Source organism: Legionella dresdenensis, from assembly GCF_042649825.1.
In the GTDB taxonomy this organism is placed as follows: Bacteria; Pseudomonadota; Gammaproteobacteria; order Legionellales; family Legionellaceae; genus Legionella_C; species Legionella_C dresdenensis.
Genome location: NZ_JBHSAB010000001.1, coordinates 120,008 through 138,591, shown reverse-complemented (window position 1 = coordinate 138,591; position 18,584 = coordinate 120,008). Strand labels below are relative to the sequence as shown.

The window sequence follows — 18,584 nt, the reverse complement described above, 5'->3', positions numbered from 1 at the left end:
GGCAAATCCTTTATTGTTGTTGTTGAATTTACCGTACCCACACTAGTTATCGGAGGCCGTAAAATAAACTTTAGGTTTTGCTAGCACTTTCTTGCGAAAATTTCCAATAAAAATAAATAATCATTTAAAATTAAATAGTTATCCGTGTGCGAAATTAGAAAAAATATTAAAACAAGCGTAGGTTGGACTGTAAAGCCCAACACTCCATACCATAAAAACAGATTATTTAGCCCAAAAACAAATTTCAGGGTATACTCTGTTTTTTGTCAGGAATTTAATATATGAGTTGGCTAAAGAAACTATTACCGTCAATTATCAAAACTGATACCGCTCAAAAGAAAGTACCGGAAGGGCTTTGGGTTAAATGTCAGGGCTGCAACTCAGTACTGTATAGTTCTGAGCTTGTTAAAAATCTTTCTGTATGTCCCAATTGCAATCACCACCATCGTGTCAACGCAAGAGAAAGAATAAGCCAGTTTCTGGATTCTGACAGCGTGGAAGAGATTGCAGCGGCTCTGGAACCGGTTGACCGTCTGAAATTCAAGGATTCAAAAAAATATAAAGACCGAATCTCCCAGGCACAGAAAGCAACTGGCGAGAAAGAAGCATTAATAGTAGTAAAAGGTACGCTCCAGCATCAGCCTGTTGTCGTCAGCGCGTTTGAATTCAGTTTCATGGGCGGCTCCATGGGAGCTACGGTTGGAGAAAAATTTGTCAGAGCAGTTGAACTGGCAGCTCAGGAGAAAAGACCTTATATCTGTTTTACTGCCAGCGGCGGTGCGCGGATGCAGGAAGGGTTGTTCTCGTTGATGCAAATGGCGAAGACATCAGCCGCTCTGGCAAAATTTTCTGAAACAGGATTGCCTTTTATAGTGGTATTAACTGATCCGACTATGGGAGGCGTATCAGCTAGTTTTGCCAGCCTTGGCGACATTATTCTGGCTGAACCTAATGCCCTGATTGGCTTCGCGGGACCGCGCGTTATTGAACAGACAGTAAGACAAACCCTGCCAGAAGGGTTCCAGCGCAGCGAATTTCTGCTAGAGCATGGCCATATTGATATGATTGTTGAACGCAGCAAGTTGCGGCAAACGGTTGCTGAACTGGTTGCCAAACTGAGTCATCGGAGTTTTGCTTGAGTAAAACCCTGATTCAATGGCTTAAAGAGCTTGAAACGCGCCACAGCCAGGAAATACAGCTCGGGCTGGAGCGCGTAGCTCAGGTAGCCGGCCGGCTGAATCTGCTTAACCCGGAACCATGGGTTATTGCTGTAGCCGGCACAAACGGTAAAGGTTCGGCAGTAGCAAGCCTTGAATCGATTTATATGGCAGCAGGGTATCAGATTGCCAGTTATACATCTCCCCATCTTGTTGCCTTCAATGAACGAATTAGCATTAACCGGCAATCCATCAGCGATGCAGCTCTGATTGAAGCTTTTGAAGTTATTGAGCAGGCACGCGAAGAAGTAGCGCTTACCTATTTTGAAACAACTACTTTGGCTGCGTTATGGTATTTCAAACAGCAGCCTCTGGATGTCATTATTCTGGAGGTCGGTCTGGGAGGGCGACTGGATGCAACAAACATTATTAATAGTGATTTGGCGATTATTACCACTATAGATTATGACCACCAGATGTTTCTGGGCGATACGCTGGAGCAGATTGGCCGGGAGAAAGCCGGTATAATGCGCACCAGTAAACCTTGTGTTTATGCTGACAGAAATCCTCCTCAAAGCATTACGGAATATGCTAATGCCATCAAGGCGAAACTTTTAATTAATGGCGGCGATTATGTATTTGAGGTTGCCAATGATAAATTACAGTTGACATTTGCTGATAAAGATTATGCTTTGCCATTACCGAAATATCACCCTAACTCGGTAACAGCAGCCGTGGTTGCGTGTATTTTACTTCAGCCTGGATTGCCGGTAAGCGAACAGGCTTTCAGAGACGGGATAGCCGATATTCAATTGCAGGGTCGGATGCAAATAATTGAAGGTCATTGCACTACCTTGCTCGATGTTGCCCATAATCCGCAGGCAGCCGGCAATCTGGCGGCTACTGTTGCTAAAAATTATCCTGACCGGAAAATCCATGTGGTTTTTTCAGCGTTTGAGGATAAAGATATCAGCGGAACCATTAAGCCTATGGTAGAAATTGCGGATTGTTGGTACCCGGCATTAATGGCATCCAGGCGAGCCGCAAACAAAGAGCAGCTGCTTTGTGCATTAGAGGCTAATGGAGTATGGGGAACATTGTGTTATAATGATCCGCTTTTAGCCTATCAAGCTGCTTGCCAGCAGGCAGCCCCGGGTGATTTAATCATAGTTTACGGGTCTTTTATTATGGTAGGTTCTGTATTGTCCAGCCTAAAGGGGGAAAAGTATGAAACTGGTAATGGATGAACGTATTAAACACCGTCTGGTGGGTCTTGCTGTTATTTTGTCTATTGGAGCGATTTTTGCGCCGGTCATTATGAAAAAATCCAGTCAACGGATGGAGCATATGACGGTATCAATCAAGCTGCCGCCAAAACCTGAATTACCAAAAGTTGCAATGCCTGATGAAGAAAAAATGTTTAAAGCGGTCAAGGTCGCGCATGTGAACATTCAGAAAGTTCAGGAAGAATTGCCTTCAGTCATTGCCAAAGCTGAGCCATTAACACCAATGAATACAACAACGGCCAGGCAGATTGCGAACCCGGAGCCGTTAAAAATTATTCCGGCAGAACAGCCTGTTTTAGCTTTACAGAAAACAAAACCGGCGATTAAGGTTGCCCAGAAACCGGAAAAACCCGTTGCTATTAAGCTACCCGTTAAACCTGCGGCTAAACCAGTTGCCCAGAATGGCTATGCTGTACAACTGGCAACATTTTCGCAGCGCAACAATGCAAACGCTCTGGTGAATAAACTAAAAAGCAAGGGCTTTAAAGTGGCTGTAAATACGGTGACAACCAAAACTGGTACAGTCTATAAAGTAGTGGTTGGTCAGGAAATTCAACGGGAAAAAGCGAAAGCGCTGCAACAAAAGCTCGCTAGCGTAATGCAAATTCAAGGGTTCGTGGTACCAACAAGGATAAGTTAATTATGCAATGGTATTGGGTTGATTTGGCGATCATCGGCGTAATCGCACTGTCTGTGATTACGGGTATTGTCAGAGGTTTCCTCAAGGAGCTGATCGCGTTATTTGTGTGGGGAGCAGGCATTTGGCTGGCTTATAATTACTCTCAGGCACTGGAGCCATGGCTTAGCCAGTATATCCAGGACAAAACAGTATGCGGCGTCGCGGGCTTTGTTATTATTCTGGTTAGCGTTATTGTGATTGGCGGGATTTTTAATGCCATGCTGGGATTTATTCTCAAACGCTCTGGCATGGGCGGCACTGATCGAACCTTGGGAATGGTATTTGGTTTTGTCCGTGGTGTTTTTATTGTTTCGCTTATCATGGTGATTGTAAAGATGACTTCATTGCCGCATGAGGAATACGCCAGAGAATCGAAACTGTACGCCCGATTTGATCCCGTTGTGAGCTGGATGTATGGCCTGATGCCCGAGTTTATTAAAAAAGCCAATGAGTTGGATAAAGACCGTACGCTGGTTGATGTTCCAGAAGTGATTCATACCGCATAATTGGCATAGGTTGGGCTTTACCGCCCAACCTCAAGCGGTGTTGATGCAGCACCTCTCATGCTCTCCACTACCATCTCCAACAATTCCTCATTCGCCGCCGCAATACAACGACCATCAAACGTCTCAGGCTCAATAGCCTTTCCCTCCCAATCTGTAATTACTCCGCCAGCGCCTTCAACAATCGGAATTAACGCCGCAACATCATAATATTGTAAATCCGCTTCCAGAATAATATCGATATATCCCGAAGCAAGTAGTCCGTAACTATAGGCATCTCCACCATAAGAAACTACGGCGGCTTTCCGGGCAACAGCATTAAATTTTTCCTGGAGTTCCGAACTGGCGAACATGGCAGGTGTTGTACAGCTTAATCGGATACGCTCAGGATTAACAAACCGATTGCTGTAACAGCGCTGTTGATTCAGATAAGCGGCTTCACTGTGATAACCAATCCATTGTTCACCGCTAAACGGTTGATAAATCACACCCAGCACAGGTTTGTTGTGAAAGAGCAGGGCGATTAGCAGGCAAAAACCCGGTTTTCCGCAACTGAATGCTGCAGTGCCGTCTATAGGATCGATCACCCATTGATAGTCAGCATTGCCGGTTGTTCTGCCAAATTCCTCACCCCAAATGCCATGCTCAGGGTAATGAGTTGTTATTAATTCTTTTAGCGCGGATTCAATTGCCAAATCAATTTCTGTGACAGCAGACCCATTGTCTTTTAAAGTGATTGTTATTGGTTTTCGGAAACCGGCCATAGCAATTTCGCCGCCGGTTTTTGCCAGTAACTCTGCAAAAGCTGCCAGCTGATTAAAGGATTTCATAATAAACCATTGACATTGTTTTACTGTATTAATATGATATTACAGTGTTATGAGATGTCAAGGATTAAAAAATGAGTGCACCCCAAAAACTTACCATAGCGTTACAGAAAAGCGGCCGGCTGGCAAATGGTTGTCAGGAATTATTAGCACGCTGCGGAATAAAAGCGTGCCCGGATAAAAATCAATTATTTGTACAAGATGAAGTGTTTGGCATTAGCTTTATTTTTGCCAGAGACGACGATATTCCAGGATTACTGCTGAATGGCGTATGCGATCTGGGGATAGTAGGGCTAAATTTATTAGCTGAAAACGAATCGCCAGCCCTTAATATTCTATTGCCGCTTGGCTTTTCCAAATGCCGGTTAAGTCTGGCAGTGTCTGATACCCGGCAAATAAACAATCTTGCTGGCATTGAAGGCAAAACAATCGCAACGTCCTATCCGAGGTTGTTAAAAAATTTTCTTGTTGCTAACGGTATTTCAGCCAATATCGTAACAATGCACGGCTCAGTTGAGCTGGCTCCTAAAATCGGTATTGCTGATCTGATTTGTGATTTAGTGTCAAGCGGAGCTACGCTACGCGAGAATGGTTTGCAGGAATTATTGCCGATTTTTGAAAGCGAAGCCGTATTGGTTAGTAATGATAAAAAATTAACCGCTGACAAGCAGGCAGTACTTGATCGGTTGCTGTTGAGAATGAATGGCGCTTTAAATGCGCAGCAAAGCAAGTATTTTATGCTCCACATCGAACGTAAAAAATTGCCTGCTTTATCAGCAATGCTGCCGGGTAGTGAATCACCAACGATTATGGAATTACAGGGTATGGCAGATAAAGTGGCCGTACATATTGTCAGTCATGAAAACGTCTTTTGGGAAACAATGGAAAAGTTAAAGGCCATTGGCGCCAGCTCTATTCTGGTGCTGCCGATTGAAAAAATGATTGAGTGATTTAGCCATGCAGATAATTGACTGGCAGGATTGTAGTCCTGCAATGAAAAAACAAATAATGGAACGTTTTAGCAACGGCAATACAAATCTTACAGAAGGCGTTAACCGCATTATTAATACGGTTCGTCAATGCGGCGATCAGGCGCTAAGAGAATACACTTTACAATTTGACCAGGTTATTCTGACCGATTTACAAGTCAGTGAACAGGAGTGGGGTGTCAGTGAGGATTTAGCCGAAAAATACCAGCTTGCCATCCGCAAGGCATACGGCAACATTCTGCGCTTTCATCAGGCGCAATATCCACAACCAGTAATTTCTAATAATAATGGCATAATTTTAAGGAAAGAGTTTCGCGCTATTGAGTCGGTGGGATTGTATATTCCCGCTGGCACTGCACCGTTGGTTTCGACGTTGTTAATGCTGGCAATTCCGGCCCGGATTGCCGGTTGCAAGCGGGTTGTTGTCGTGACGCCGCCGAGTGCAGGCCAGGTAAATCCGGCCATCCTGTTTGCAGCCAGGATATGCGGCATTAGTGAGGTGTATAAGGTCGGCGGTGCACAAGCTATTGCAGCGCTTGCTTATGGTACCGAGTCAATACAACGAGTAGCCAAGATATTTGGCCCGGGTAACCAATATGTCACTGAGGCGAAAAAAATTGTCGCCAGTGATCCGGCAGGTGCAGCGCTTGATATGCCCGCTGGACCTTCTGAAGTGATGATCATTGCGGATGAGAATGCCAATCCTGAATTTGTCGCTGCCGATTTGCTGGCGCAAGCTGAACACGATTCGCTGGCCCAGTGTATGTTGGTTACAACATCACAGGCACTGGCAGAACGGGTTAGTCTACAACTGGATATACAAAGCAGGCAGCTGTCGCGCAAAACAATCCTGCTTAACGCGCTGAAATCATGCCGGATACTTATCTGCCGTGATATTGCCGGCTGCATTCAGCTTGCTAATGAGTATGCTCCTGAACATTTGATTATAAATACTTTGAATGCTGAATTATTAAGCGCAGAAATAAGTAACGCCGGTTCGGTATTTATTGGCGCCTGGACCCCTGAGGCATTAGGTGATTATGCCAGCGGCGCTAACCATGTCCTGCCTACCTATGGCTATGCGCGAGCATACAGTGGACTGGGAGTAGAAAGCTTTATGAAAAGTATTACTTTTCAACAGGCAAAACCCGAGGGATTACTGGAACTTGCTTCCTGCGTTGAAACTCTGGCCGAACTTGAAGGACTGGATGGTCATAAAAATTCGGTTTTATTACGTCGGGTTTATCTTGAAAAGGGGATGCGTAATGTGGATTAATAAGCTTGTCCGGCCGGAAATTCTGGCCCTGAAACCTTACAGCTCGGCACGGACTGAATATAATGGCGAGCAGGCTATTCGTCTGGATGCCAATGAAAACCCTTATTTGGCTTATGGCCAAAATACGCTGACGCTGAATCGATATCCAGAACCGCAACCAGAGAATCTGCGTAACCGTCTCGCCCAGATTTATGAGGTTTGCCCTGAGCAACTATTACTGACGCGGGGAATGGATGAAGGTATTGATTTATTACTTCGAACATTCTGCCGTCCGCTCAGCGACAGCCTTATTATTACACCGCCGACATTTGGCTATTATGAAGTCGCTGCTGCCATTAATGGCGTATCGGTCACTAAAATACCGCTTACTGGGCAGTTCGAACCGGATTGGGAGGCGTTAAGTAAGGCTACAGGCTGCAAACTGATATTTTTATGCTCACCGAATAACCCGACCGGCAATGTCATCGCGCTTGAAAAAATCGAAGCATTATGCCGTACTTATGGGGAGAGTACTCTGGTGGTTGTGGATGAAGCCTATATTGAATTTGCCGCAACCCAGTCTGCAGTTGCCCTGCTTGCAACCTGTAAAAACCTGATTGTAATGCGTACCTTATCAAAAGCTTATGGCCTTGCAGGCGCACGTATAGGTTGTGTAATTGCTGCTCCGGAAATTATTGTTCTGCTTAAAAAAATTATCCCGCCTTATCCATTACCAACTCCGGCAATAGATGCTGCTTTAAAAAGCCTGTCGCCTGTTGGCCTGGCTTATACAGCAAAACAAATAGCCAGAATTCGGCAACAGCGGCAGTTATTAAGCGACAAGCTCTCTGCATTACCGGATTTAATTGCTGTTTACCCCAGTGCAGCAAATTTCATTCTGATTAAAGTCAGGGATGCAGACAAGCTATATGCCAGGCTTAGGCGGCAGGGAATCATTATTCGAAATCGTGGGCAGGACATTCCGGATACGCTTCGTATCACCATAGGTACTGAAGAAGAAAATAAGGTGTTGTTAAGTGCGTTGGGGCTGAGTACGTTGCCTGACAAGTTTAATCGTCAATGTACCCGATTCCGTAAAACGGAAGAAACCGAAATTATGGTGGTGATAAGTCAGGATTGTCTGGGCGAAGCGGAAATCGATACCGGAATTAACTTCTTTAACCACATGCTGGAGCAGGTTGCCCGCCACAGTGGTTTAAGCATGGCAATAGCCGTACAGGGGGATTTGCATGTTGATGCTCATCACACGATAGAAGACGTGGCAATTGTTCTGGGAGAGGCAATTAGACAGATGCTGGGCGAAAAGCTTGGTATAAATCGTTATGGGTTTGTACTTCCCATGGATGAAGCGCAGGCAATAGTCAGTCTGGATCTTGGCGGCCGGGGATGCTGCGTGTTTAATGCTGATTTTTCGGTGACGCAATTAGGCGATATGCCCTTGGAAATGGTTAAGCATTTTTTCAATACGTTGGCTGAAAATATGAAAGCCGCCATTCATATCTCTGCAAGCGGCGACAATAACCATCATCTGGTTGAGAGCATATATAAAGGATTTGCCAGAGCTTTGCGGCAGGCAATTACCGAAGAAGGCAGAGAATTGGCTAGCACTAAAGGGGTATTATGAGTAGTTATATAGCAATTATTGATAGTGGCGGTGCGAATTTAACGTCATTAATTATGGCTATCGAGCGCCTGGGCGCCGCAGCCATTGTGACCGACGACCGGGATACAATTATGAATGCCGGCCAAGTGATTTTACCAGGTGTCGGAGCGGCAGGATTTGCTATGCAGCGGCTTGCTGAAAAAAAGTTAACGGTATTAATTCCTGAGTTACGACAGCCAGTTCTTGGTATTTGTCTGGGCATGCAGTTACTGTGCGCTCATTCTGAAGAAGGGAATACGGACTGTCTGGGCATTATTCCGCTACAAGTTAAAAAAATCCAACAAGCGCCTTTCGTTCCGCACATGGGATGGAATACGTTATTGCTAACGGAGTCAGCATCGGAAAGCATATTGTCCGCGATCACAACCGGCGACAATTTTTATTTTGTCCACAGTTATGCTGTGCAGGCAGAAGCTCGGTATACGCTTGCAACCGCCAGTCATGGTGAAATGTTTGCTGCCTGTATCAGGTACCGCAATTTTTATGGCGTGCAATTTCATCCTGAAAAATCAGGACAAAGTGGAGCGCGTTTATTAGCCAGTTTTTTAGGTTCCGGCAGGTCGAGTTTGTAGTCCACTTGTCATCCCCGCGAAGGCGGGGATCCACCCATCAAACAAGGTAAAGTGCCTGCTTGAGAGATGGATTCCCGCCTTCGCGGGAATGACAGAACCCTTAACTTAAGGGCAGTGAACCTATGTTTAAAGGAGATAAAATGAACATTATACCCAGTATTGATCTTAAAAACGGTCAGTGCGTCCGTCTTAAACAAGGCGACTTTAAGCAACTAACTATTTATCCGCTTGATCCGGTCAGTGTTGCTCAACAATATAATCAGATGGATATTTCTTGCCTGCACATTGTTGATCTGGATGGCGCCGAACAAAAAAAGCCTGTGCAACTGGAGTTGATTGCTGCAATTGCCAGTGCTTTTAAAGGCGATATTCAAGTTGGCGGAGGAGTACGTACCAGGCAGGATATTGAGGCGTTGTTTACTTGCGGCGTAACGCGGGTAGTAATTGGTACCAGTGCGGTAATGGATGTTAATCGGGTCAGACAATGGTTGCAAAGTTATAGTGCTGAAAGAATTGTTATTGCTCTGGATTTCTGGCTAGAAAAAGATATGCCGTTTTTGGCAATTAACGGTTGGCAGACAGCGACCGCGGTTAATTTATGGCAACAGCTTGAATTGTTTACAGGCATTGAGCATGTCTTGTGCACTGATATCAGCAAAGACGGTATGGGCAACGGGCCTAACCTTGAGTTTTACCGCCAGGCAGCCAGCCGTTTTCCGGCAGTTAAATTTCAGGCCTCAGGCGGTGTTTCTTCACTAAAAGATATTCATGAGTTAAAAGACAGCGGAGTAGCCGGGTGTATTATCGGCAAAGCGTTATTTGAAGGTACACTCAAGTTGCCGGAGGTGGCAATATGTTGAAAAAACGCATTATTCCCTGTCTTGATGTCAAAGATGGCAAAGTGGTTAAAGGAGTGCAATTTAAACAACACCAAATTGTCGGCAACATTATTGAGCTGGCTGCCCGCTATTGTGAGCAAGGTGCTGATGAACTGGTATTTTACGATATTGCTGCAAGTTGTACTGACCAGCTGGTTGCCAAAACCTGGGTCAAGGATATTGCCCGTCAGATTAATATTCCATTTTGCGTCGCCGGCGGAATTAAAACCGTTGCTGATGCAGCTCAGATACTTGAGAGCGGCGCAGATAAAATTTCAATTAATTCCCCGGCACTGGCCAACCCCGATTTAATTTGCCAGTTAGCAGACCGTTTTGGCAGTCAGGCTGTTGTTGTCGGAATTGATAGTTATCAGGTTGCGGATGAAGGTTATGTCTACCAGTTCACAGGTAATGAGAAAAAAATGTGTAATACCGGCCGTAGTACACTGGCCTGGGCAAAGGAAGCGATTGAGCGCGGAGCTGGAGAACTGGTCATAAACTGCATGAATAATGATGGTGTAAGGCAGGGATATGATATTGCCAAACTTGCAGTTATGGCTGCAACGCTGACAGTTCCACTCATTGCATCCGGAGGCGCTGGCTGCATGGCTGATTTTAAAAATCTGTTCACAGAAACCAGAGTTTCGGGGGCGCTTGCAGCCAGTGTGTTTCATCAGAAATTGATGAAAATTGCTGGACTAAAACAATATCTTGCCAGTTATGCCATCGAGGTGCGGTTATGAACATAGATTTTGACAAAGCAAATGGATTGGTTCCGGTTTGTGTACAGGATTATCAAACCATGCAGGTATTAATGATTGGTTATATGAATCAGGCAGCGCTCAACCAAACTCTGGAAACCGGTTTGGTGACTTTTTTCAGCCGCAGCAAAAACCGATTATGGGTTAAAGGTGAAAGCAGCAGTAATTTTTTAAAACTCATTTGCATTGATACTGACTGTGATAACGATGGTTTATTGATAACCGCACAAAGAACAGGCCCTGTTTGTCATCAGGGAACGGCGAGCTGTTTCAGTAATTTAACTCAGCCGCCCATATATTGGTTTGGTTATTTGCTGGAAATTATTGCTCAACGCAGTAACTGTTGCGAACAGGACAGCTATACATCCAGGCTGCTTGCACAGGGTATTAAACGCATTGCGCAGAAGGTGGGCGAAGAGGGCGTTGAAGTGGGGTTGGCTGCCGTTGCGGGCGATAATGACGAGCTGGCGGCGGAAACAGTTGATTTGTTATATCACGTTTTGGTGTTATTAAACGCGAAAAATATAAATTTTCAGGCAGTGGCGGAAGTTATCCGGCAAAGGAGTTGTTTATGAAACAAGCGCTATTATCCGTTAGCGATAAGTCGGATAGTTTTCTGGCAATGGCGAGGCAATTAATTGCTTGCGGTATTGACCTGCTAGCTTCGGATGGTACGGCAGCTTTTCTAACTGCACATCAGCTTCCGGTGATCGCAATCAGCGACTATCTTGATTTTGAACCGATACTGGATGGCCGGGTTAAAACGCTTCATCCCAAATTATATGGCGGTATTCTCGCTGATATGGCCAGGCAAGATCATCAAAATGATTTATTAAATTATCAGATTAAAGCGATTGAGTTTGTTGTTATTGATTTATATCCCTTTGAAAAAAAGGCTGGCATTGAAAACATTGATATAGGCGGTGTTTCCTTAATCCGTGCCGCAGCCAAAAACTATCAGTTTTGTACAGTAATCTGCGATACTCAGGATTATGCTGCGCTGGCTGGCGAGCTAAAAACTGAAAATGGCAAAACTACTTTAAAATTCAGAAAAACCTGCGCCGCCAAAGCCTTTGCCAGAACCAGCGTTTACGATCAGGCAATCAGCGGTTGGCTGTCTGATCCTGTAACCACGTTACCACTGAATCGTACTCTCGCTTTTCAGTATGGTGAAAATCCTCATCAACAAGGCGGCTTTTATAATTACATGGGACAGATACCGGCGATAAACCAAATCCATGGTCAGGCCCTGACTTATAATAATATTCTGGATATTGATGCCGGCGTTAATATTGTCAGTGAATTTACTACATCAGCAGCGGCAGTCATAAAACATAACATTCCTTGTGGCGCAGCTTTGGGCAGCTCCAGCTATGAGGCAATCGAAAAGGCATGGCGTGCTGATCCAAAAAGCGCTTTTGGCGGAGTTGTTGTTTTAAATCAGCCTGTTGATTCTGCGGTTGCTGATTTTCTGGCAAATTACTTCATTGAAGTGATTGCCGCACCTCAATTCAGTCACGATGCCATTGCGATTCTTTCGGCAAGGAAAAAACTGCGTCTGGTTTGTTATGCCAAAAACAATAATTCAGGTACTGAAATAAAAAGTGTGTTGAATGGTTTTGTTATTCAGGAGCGGAATAATTTTATAATGGGTGAAAAGAATTTGAGGCGAGTCACTCAGAATAACGTAAACTCCGTACATTTACCTGATTTAATCTTTGCCTTTCAATTAGTAAAGCATGTAAAATCGAACGCAATTGTTGTTGCAGGCCAGGAGCAAAGCATTGCAATCTGTGCTGGCCAGACCAGCCGGGTTGATGCAGTAGCGATCGCCCTTAACAAGTTATCAGGTCAGTTATTGGCAAATGCCGTTCTGGCTTCAGATGGTTTTTTTCCTTTTGCTGACAGTATTGAACTAATTGCCCGCGCCGGTATTAAAACCATTATCCAGCCCGGCGGCTCAATTCGCGATCAGGAAGTGATCGAGGCTTGCAACAATTTGGGTATCAGTATGTTTTTTACTGATGTTCGGTTATTTAAACACTGAGGAATTTATGGAAAACAATCAGTCAGATATGATTGATCTTTACGATGCATTATTACTGCTGGAAAACCGCGAAGAGGCATTTAATTTTATTAAAGATTTATGCACGCCTCAGGAAATAAATGCGTTAACCGAACGCTGGCGCGTCTGCCAAATGCTGAAAAAAGGCGATCTGTCATATCGGGAGATTCACGCCCGAACAGGGGCAAGCCTGACAACAATCGGCAGGGTAGCCAGATTCCTCAAAGATGAGCCATATCAGGGGTATGAAGCGATTTTGGCAAAAATAAAATAGCGGTAAAATATCTGTTTTTATTACTCAGAGGAGTGTTGGGCTTTACAGCCCAACCTACGTGGTTTAATTAAGCTTTATCTTTATCCGCAAGTACCCGCTCAACCGTATCAACTATCGTTTTGGTTTTATGGTCAAGTTCAATATTAACCCTGTCGTTGATTTGTTTATTGGCAAAATTAGTAAGTCTTAAGGTTTCAGGAATCAAATGCAGATAAAATAATCCCTGTTCTGGATTGGTTTCGCCCACGGTTAAACTGGAGCCGTCAACAGCAATAAATCCTTTTGGCAAAATATATTTCATCCAGTCAGGATTACATTTGATAACTAATGTCAGATTGTTCTCATCCCTTATCTGTTGTTGAATGATCCCGGTTCCGAAAACATGCCCGGACATTTCATGTCCGCCGATTTCGTCGCCCATACGCAGGCTGCGTTCGATGCTGACATATCTGCCTTGTTGTAATTCATCTAATGTTGTTTTTTCCAGTGTTTCTTGTATGGCTTGAAATGTGGCATGAGTACCTTCGAGTTTTACCAGGGTCTGGCAAACCCCGTCAACTGCTACGCTATCACCGGGATTTAAGTTAATGCAAAGCTCAGGTGATAGATTGACGGCGTAGGTTATCAAACCAGGGGCTTTGATTAATTTAACGACTTCGTAGAGTCCTTTGGTGATACCTGTGTACATAAATTATTATCCTCTCAAGTGTAAGTGTTTCCCTCTCCCCAACCCTCTCCCGGTACGGGAGAGGGGGTTAAGTGTTATATTACCCTCTCCCTAATTCTCTCTTGGTACGGGAGAGGGGGTAAGTGTTATATTACCCTCTCCCCAACCCTCTCCCGGTACGGGAGAGGGGGTTAAGTGGTATAGGTATATTACCCTCTCCCTAACCCTCTCCCGGTACGGGAGAGGGGGTTAAGTGTTATATTACCCTCTCCCCAACTCTCCCGGCACGGGAGAGGGGGTTAAGCACCGTATTAGATCCCCTCTCCCGTATCGGGAGAGGGTTAGGGAGAGGGAAAATACAGCTGATGCCGCCTGATATACTCCACAACTCCCGCCGGCACCGATACACTTTCCCGTCTACCCCTCAATTCCTCACGAACAGCCGTCGAAGAAATATCATATGAACCCGCATTATATCGATAAATAAAGCCGTAAGACCTGGTTTTCAACTCATGCGGCAAATCAGTAACATGCTGATTGAAAAAAGAATCCAATGGTTCTTGCAAAGAAGTCAACACGCTATGCGGTCTGTCCATTACCATAATATGGGCTAATTTGATAAGCTCCTGCCAGTGATGCCATTTGGGCAATTGTAAAAAACTATCCGCTCCAACCAGCAGAGTAATTGCAATATCATTGCCAAGCTGGCGGCGATAATCCTCAAGCGTAGTGACCATATAAGAAGGGGATTCGCGTTTAATTTCACGGTTATCAATTTCAAAATGATAATTATCAGCCTTATCTGCAATCGCCAGGGATAGCATTGCGAGCCGTTGCTCCGGCGTAGCCTGGGCATTGTTCTTTAAGACTGGTGTCTTACAGGGCAAAAAAATAAAACGTTCAAATTGAAATTGCTGTTGAATGTTGATGGCAGTATTGAGGTGACCGTTATGGATGGGGTCAAATGTTCCGCCGAAGATGATTAGGTTATGCAAGGCAGCCCACCTGTTTTCCAATACACAGAGTCAAGCCGATTAACTCAAGTGCCGGCCAGATTGGTTTGTTCTGACTGGTTTTAATTCGGCCATCGATCGTATTACAAAAACGCAGCAAATCAACAAGCAGGTTTTGGTTAAGACGCGAGGCAGCATTCTGATATGCGCCAATTTTTTGTGCCCAGATTTTGAGCTGGCTTGCCGCCTCCCGGAACGAACCGGACTTGGCAAGATGCTGCAATTGTATAAGCTGGCGAACCTCTTGTGTTAAAATCCACAGGATCAAGGTCGCCTCAGTCTTATTCGCCTGAGCATGACGAATTAACTGAATGGTTTTTTGCGTATTACCCTCGAGACAGGCATCTGCTAACTCAAATGGTAAATAATCGCATTGCAAAATCAAATGCTCTGTAACCTGCGCGCTGGTTAACGGCTGCCCAGGCTCAATAATCAAGGCCAGTTTCTCAATAATCTGGGCGCAACCTAATAAATTTCCTTCATTATATTGATAAATAAGGGCCGGGATCGCCTGATCAAAAGCCGGATAATGCTGTTTCAGTTGTGCATCCAGCCATCTGATGACGGTATTTTTATCCGGAGCGCTAAAGGTAACGACATGCACGGCGTTATGATTGGCAAACGCTTGCATCGCTTTGGCTGGCAGTTCAGGCGCTCTGAATAGAAGCAGGCAGTCAGGATTGATCTGCGATAAATACTTGTCCAAAAATGTTTTACCCGCTGCTTCAAGTGTTTTTTTGTCATAACGGACGTCAAGCAATAATCGGCTTGCAAACAGGGAGTAACTATTGGCTTCGTCAGCCAGTTCAAGCCAGTCGCTTGCATTATTCAGATAAATTGTTTTCGATTCCGCTTCGCCGGGATGCAAGGTAAACCATTGCGTTTTTACCATATCAGCATAGCGATTAAGCTGGTAAGGTTGCTGACCAGTGAGAAAAAGGACTGCAGGCAGTTTATTGCCTATGCTGAAATTAAGATTTGCCTGTCGAATCAGCATGATTAAAGTTAGCCTCTGCTTAATCGCCCCATTAGTTGCATGGCAGCGTCCTTTCGCATTTCACGATTGATAGTTGATTCTTCAAAATCCGATCCAAGGATTCTATCATTATTTACAGTTAATTGTCTGGTTATAGTAATTACATTGGAAGAAATCACTGGTTTTTCTTTGTTTTTCAATAAAGAAAACTGCAAAGTATAAACGAGGAGGTATTGCCTTGGTGTTGTGCTAGCACCAACGCCGGTAATTTGCTGCTGGAGCGAATCTTTTTCAAGAATCAGAATATAATCTGATTGAACAGGCGATGCGGCAACACGAATATTATACGCTTGCAGTTGTTTTTTAATAATCGGTTCCAGATCTTTGTGCGCATCCTGTACAACAATGGCAACATTTTTCAACCAGGGCGGCATATCAACCATGCCGCGCAACTTGAAGCCGCAACTCGCCAACAGTATAGCAATTGCGGCAAACAGCGCCAGACGCTTAAGCATTATTTAATAACCAGATTAATTAACTGCCGATGGGCAACTACAATCGCTTTCACAACGGTCTTGCCTTCGAGGAAAGACGCAGCATGCTCTTTGGCCAGAGCAATCAATTGATCTTCCGGCGTATCATGTGCTGTTGTAAATTGCGCTCGCAGCTTTCCGTTAACCTGGATAACAAAATCAAGCTCATCGCTTTTAAGAGCATGTTTGTCTACTTTAGGCCAGGGAGCATCAATAATAATGCGCTCATAACCTGCCGCTGACCAGAGGTGGTGGCAAATATGGGGTGTAATCGGAGCCAGCAGGCGAAACAGAATACTCATCGCTGAATTCAGGAATGTTTTATCTGCTTCGGTTTCAACCTGGTACGCGGATAGCTCATTAAACAGTTTCATACAACTTGATACAACCGTATTAAACTGTTGGCGTTCATAGTCGGTAATCGCTTGTGCCAGGATCTGATTGACAGTGAACCATGATTTTTTTAACCGCGACTCCGCCTGCTGCCAGTCAATATGACCATTGCCGCTGGCTATTGAATCATTGACGTCTTGTAAAGTCTGTAAGTGCTGATAGGTAAAGGACCACAATCTTTTTAAGAAGCGATGGGCACCTTCGACACCGGCATCTGACCACTCCAGCGACTGCTCTGGCGGGGCGGCAAACATAACAAACAGCCGGGCAGTATCTGCGCCATAGGTGTCAATCAATTGATTTGGATCAACAATATTGCCCAGGGATTTCGACATTTTGTGACCGTCTTTAAGTACCATGCCCTGAGTTAACAATGCTTTAAACGGTTCATCCGAATTAACCAGTCCTTCATCCCGCATTAATTTATGGAAAAAGCGGGCATAAAGCAAATGCATGACCGCATGCTCAATACCGCCGATATATTGATCAACCGGCGTCCAGTATTTAGCCCGATCATCCAACATTGCACTATCCTGATTACGGCACGCAAATCGGGCATAATACCAGGATGATTCCATAAATGTATCAAAGGTATCTGTTTCGCGCTGAGCGTCCTGACCGCATTTCGGGCATTGGACATGGATGAATTCGTCACACTGCGCCAGAGGCGAACCACTACCGGTTAATTGAATATTTTCCGGCAGGGTAACTGGTAAATCCTGCTCTGGAACTGGAACAATACCGCAATCGTCACAGTGGATCATTGGGATGGGTGTTCCCCAGTAGCGCTGTCTTGAAACCCCCCAGTCACGCAGGCGGTAATTAACGGTTACTTTACCCAGTTCGTGTTGTTCAATGTATTGGGCTATGGTTTTAATTGCTTCAGCTGAGGGTTGGCCGCTAAATTCGCCAGAGTCAACCAGTATGCCTTCGGCAGTGTAAGCGGACTGGCTGAGATCATGCGTGCCTTCCGCCGGTTTGATGACCTGTTTAATCGGCAGGTTATATTTATGGGCAAACTCCCAATCACGCTGATCGTGAGCTGGAACAGCCATCACTGCGCCAGAACCATATTGCATCAGGACGAAATTGGCTATCCATACCGGCACTGTTTCACCGGTAATAGGGTGCGCAGCTTTATAACCGGTATCAATACCACGTTTCTCCATGGTTGCAATATCAGCTTCCGCCATCCGAATGCCCTGACAGCTATTGATAAATTCTGCAACAGCAGGGTTGTGGTTCGCTGCCTCTTTGGCAAGGGGATGATCAGTGGCTACCGCCAGGTAAGTTACCCCCATTAAGGTATCAGGACGAGTAGTATAAATTTTTAAGCGTTTGGGAAAGCCTTCAACCTGAAAGGAAATTTCGCAACCTTCAGAGCGGCCTATCCAGTTTCGTTGCATTTGTTTTACCTGAGCCGGCCATTGAGGCAGGTTATCCAGGTCTGCTAATAATTCATCCGCGTAGGCTGTAATTTTAAGGAACCATTGTGAAATTTCACGCCGTTCAACCAATGCGCCTGAACGCCAGCCGCGGCCATCGACAACCTGTTCATTAGCAAGTACAGTCTGATCAACCGGGTCCCAGTTAACCACTGCATTTTTTTTGTATACCAGGCCTTTTTCATACAGACGGATAAAGAACCATTGCTCCCAGCGATAATATTCTGCATCGCAGGTAGCGAGCTCACGCCGCCAGTCATAGGCATTGCCCAGGCGCAGGAATTGTTCTTTCATTGAGGCAATATTTTGTTTGGTCCACTCGGCAGGGTGGATGCCATGTTTGATCGCTGCATTTTCAGCGGGTAAACCAAAAGCATCCCAACCGATAGGTTGCAGAACATTTTTACCTAAAGCGCGTTGATAACGGGAAATGACGTCTCCAAGGGTATAATTGCGCACATGCCCCATATGCAATGTTCCGCTTGGGTACGGAAACATGGATAAGCAGTAAAATTTTTCTTTGTTTAAGTCTTCAGTTACATTGAAACTCTGCTTTTTAACCCAGAATTGTTGGGCCTGTTCTTCAACTTCACGTGGTTTATAGCTGATATCCATAGTAAATCAATA

At 44.9% G+C, this 18,584-nt stretch carries 19 protein-coding genes; 13 read left to right on the top strand and 6 right to left on the bottom strand.

Translation table 11 applies throughout. The annotated features are described in order from the left end of the window. The first annotated feature begins 281 nt into the window (after positions 1 to 281). Genes accD through ACFORL_RS00640 form a run of 4 tightly spaced genes read left to right on the top strand, consistent with a single transcriptional unit; the run spans position 282 to position 3,628 of the window. Positions 282 to 1,139, top strand: a complete 858-nt coding sequence (gene accD / locus ACFORL_RS00655; RefSeq protein ID WP_382340092.1) for an acetyl-CoA carboxylase, carboxyltransferase subunit beta — start codon at positions 282 to 284, stop codon at positions 1,137 to 1,139. After that, entirely contained in the window at positions 1,136 to 2,404 is a 1,269-nt protein-coding gene (gene folC / locus ACFORL_RS00650; RefSeq protein WP_382340091.1) for a bifunctional tetrahydrofolate synthase/dihydrofolate synthase, read from the top strand. The genes accD and folC overlap by 4 nt, the downstream gene beginning before the upstream one ends. Then, the gene (locus ACFORL_RS00645; RefSeq protein WP_382340089.1) at positions 2,385 to 3,083 is read left to right on the top strand and encodes an SPOR domain-containing protein; all 699 of its coding nucleotides are present in this window, start codon (positions 2,385 to 2,387) and stop codon (positions 3,081 to 3,083) included. The genes folC and ACFORL_RS00645 overlap by 20 nt, the downstream gene beginning before the upstream one ends. A gap of 2 nt (positions 3,084 to 3,085) precedes the next feature. Beyond that, positions 3,086 to 3,628, top strand: a complete 543-nt coding sequence (locus ACFORL_RS00640; RefSeq protein WP_382340087.1) for a CvpA family protein — start codon at positions 3,086 to 3,088, stop codon at positions 3,626 to 3,628. Positions 3,629 to 3,645: 17 nt separating this feature from the next. Here ACFORL_RS00640 and ACFORL_RS00635 read toward each other — a convergent pair whose 3' ends face one another. Further along, positions 3,646 to 4,455 carry an inositol monophosphatase family protein gene (locus ACFORL_RS00635; protein WP_382340085.1) on the bottom strand — a complete coding sequence of 270 codons (810 nt, stop codon included), beginning with the start codon at positions 4,453 to 4,455 and terminating at the stop codon, positions 3,646 to 3,648. 71 nt (positions 4,456 to 4,526) lie between these two features. Between ACFORL_RS00635 and hisG the strand changes: the two genes are divergently transcribed. The 9 genes from hisG (at position 4,527) to ACFORL_RS00590 (ending at position 12,930) form a co-directional block, all read left to right on the top strand. Continuing rightward, positions 4,527 to 5,402: an ATP phosphoribosyltransferase gene (hisG, locus tag ACFORL_RS00630; protein ID WP_382340083.1), complete on the top strand. Its 876-nt coding sequence runs from the start codon at positions 4,527 to 4,529 to the stop codon at positions 5,400 to 5,402. Positions 5,403 to 5,445: 43 nt separating this feature from the next. Further along, on the top strand, positions 5,446 to 6,717 hold the full coding sequence (hisD, locus tag ACFORL_RS00625; RefSeq protein WP_382340081.1) for a histidinol dehydrogenase: 1,272 nt from the start codon (positions 5,446 to 5,448) through the stop codon (positions 6,715 to 6,717). Next, positions 6,707 to 8,341: a histidinol-phosphate transaminase gene (gene hisC / locus ACFORL_RS00620; protein ID WP_382340079.1), complete on the top strand. Its 1,635-nt coding sequence runs from the start codon at positions 6,707 to 6,709 to the stop codon at positions 8,339 to 8,341. The genes hisD and hisC overlap by 11 nt, the downstream gene beginning before the upstream one ends. Further along, positions 8,338 to 8,952 (top strand): imidazole glycerol phosphate synthase subunit HisH, encoded by a 615-nt coding sequence (gene hisH / locus ACFORL_RS00615; RefSeq protein ID WP_382340077.1) that lies wholly within the window; start codon positions 8,338 to 8,340, stop codon positions 8,950 to 8,952. The genes hisC and hisH overlap by 4 nt, the downstream gene beginning before the upstream one ends. 140 nt (positions 8,953 to 9,092) lie before the next feature. Next, on the top strand, positions 9,093 to 9,812 hold the full coding sequence (gene hisA / locus ACFORL_RS00610) for a 1-(5-phosphoribosyl)-5-[(5-phosphoribosylamino)methylideneamino]imidazole-4-carboxamide isomerase (RefSeq protein WP_382340075.1): 720 nt from the start codon (positions 9,093 to 9,095) through the stop codon (positions 9,810 to 9,812). Beyond that, complete coding sequence (gene hisF, locus ACFORL_RS00605) at positions 9,806 to 10,573, top strand: imidazole glycerol phosphate synthase subunit HisF (protein WP_382340073.1); 768 nt, start codon at positions 9,806 to 9,808, stop codon at positions 10,571 to 10,573. Before hisA ends, hisF begins: the two co-directional genes overlap by 7 nt. Beyond that, positions 10,570 to 11,166: a bifunctional phosphoribosyl-AMP cyclohydrolase/phosphoribosyl-ATP diphosphatase HisIE gene (gene hisIE / locus ACFORL_RS00600; RefSeq protein WP_382340071.1), complete on the top strand. Its 597-nt coding sequence runs from the start codon at positions 10,570 to 10,572 to the stop codon at positions 11,164 to 11,166. The genes hisF and hisIE overlap by 4 nt, the downstream gene beginning before the upstream one ends. Then, positions 11,163 to 12,638, top strand: a complete 1,476-nt coding sequence (gene purH / locus ACFORL_RS00595; protein WP_382340069.1) for a bifunctional phosphoribosylaminoimidazolecarboxamide formyltransferase/IMP cyclohydrolase — start codon at positions 11,163 to 11,165, stop codon at positions 12,636 to 12,638. Before hisIE ends, purH begins: the two co-directional genes overlap by 4 nt. Positions 12,639 to 12,645: 7 nt before the next feature. After that, entirely contained in the window at positions 12,646 to 12,930 is a 285-nt protein-coding gene (locus ACFORL_RS00590) for a YerC/YecD family TrpR-related protein (RefSeq protein WP_382340068.1), read from the top strand. 67 nt (positions 12,931 to 12,997) lie between these two features. Here the strand turns inward: ACFORL_RS00590 and ACFORL_RS00585 are convergent, their stop codons facing one another. From ACFORL_RS00585 to leuS, 5 genes are all read right to left on the bottom strand, one after another. Further along, a complete protein-coding gene (locus ACFORL_RS00585) occupies positions 12,998 to 13,618 on the bottom strand; it encodes a riboflavin synthase subunit alpha (RefSeq protein ID WP_382340066.1) in 621 nt (206 codons plus the stop codon). 320 nt (positions 13,619 to 13,938) lie between these two features. Continuing rightward, positions 13,939 to 14,592, bottom strand: coding sequence for a nicotinate-nucleotide adenylyltransferase (gene nadD / locus ACFORL_RS00580; protein ID WP_382340064.1), 654 nt, complete (start codon positions 14,590 to 14,592; stop codon positions 13,939 to 13,941). Next, positions 14,585 to 15,607 carry a DNA polymerase III subunit delta gene (gene holA / locus ACFORL_RS00575; protein WP_382340062.1) on the bottom strand — a complete coding sequence of 341 codons (1,023 nt, stop codon included), beginning with the start codon at positions 15,605 to 15,607 and terminating at the stop codon, positions 14,585 to 14,587. The genes nadD and holA overlap by 8 nt, the downstream gene beginning before the upstream one ends. A gap of 8 nt (positions 15,608 to 15,615) precedes the next feature. Continuing rightward, complete coding sequence (locus ACFORL_RS00570; protein ID WP_382340060.1) at positions 15,616 to 16,101, bottom strand: LPS-assembly lipoprotein LptE; 486 nt, start codon at positions 16,099 to 16,101, stop codon at positions 15,616 to 15,618. Further along, on the bottom strand, positions 16,101 to 18,572 hold the full coding sequence (gene leuS, locus ACFORL_RS00565) for a leucine--tRNA ligase (RefSeq protein WP_382340058.1): 2,472 nt from the start codon (positions 18,570 to 18,572) through the stop codon (positions 16,101 to 16,103). The genes ACFORL_RS00570 and leuS overlap by 1 nt, the downstream gene beginning before the upstream one ends. Positions 18,573 to 18,584 lie beyond the last annotated feature (12 nt).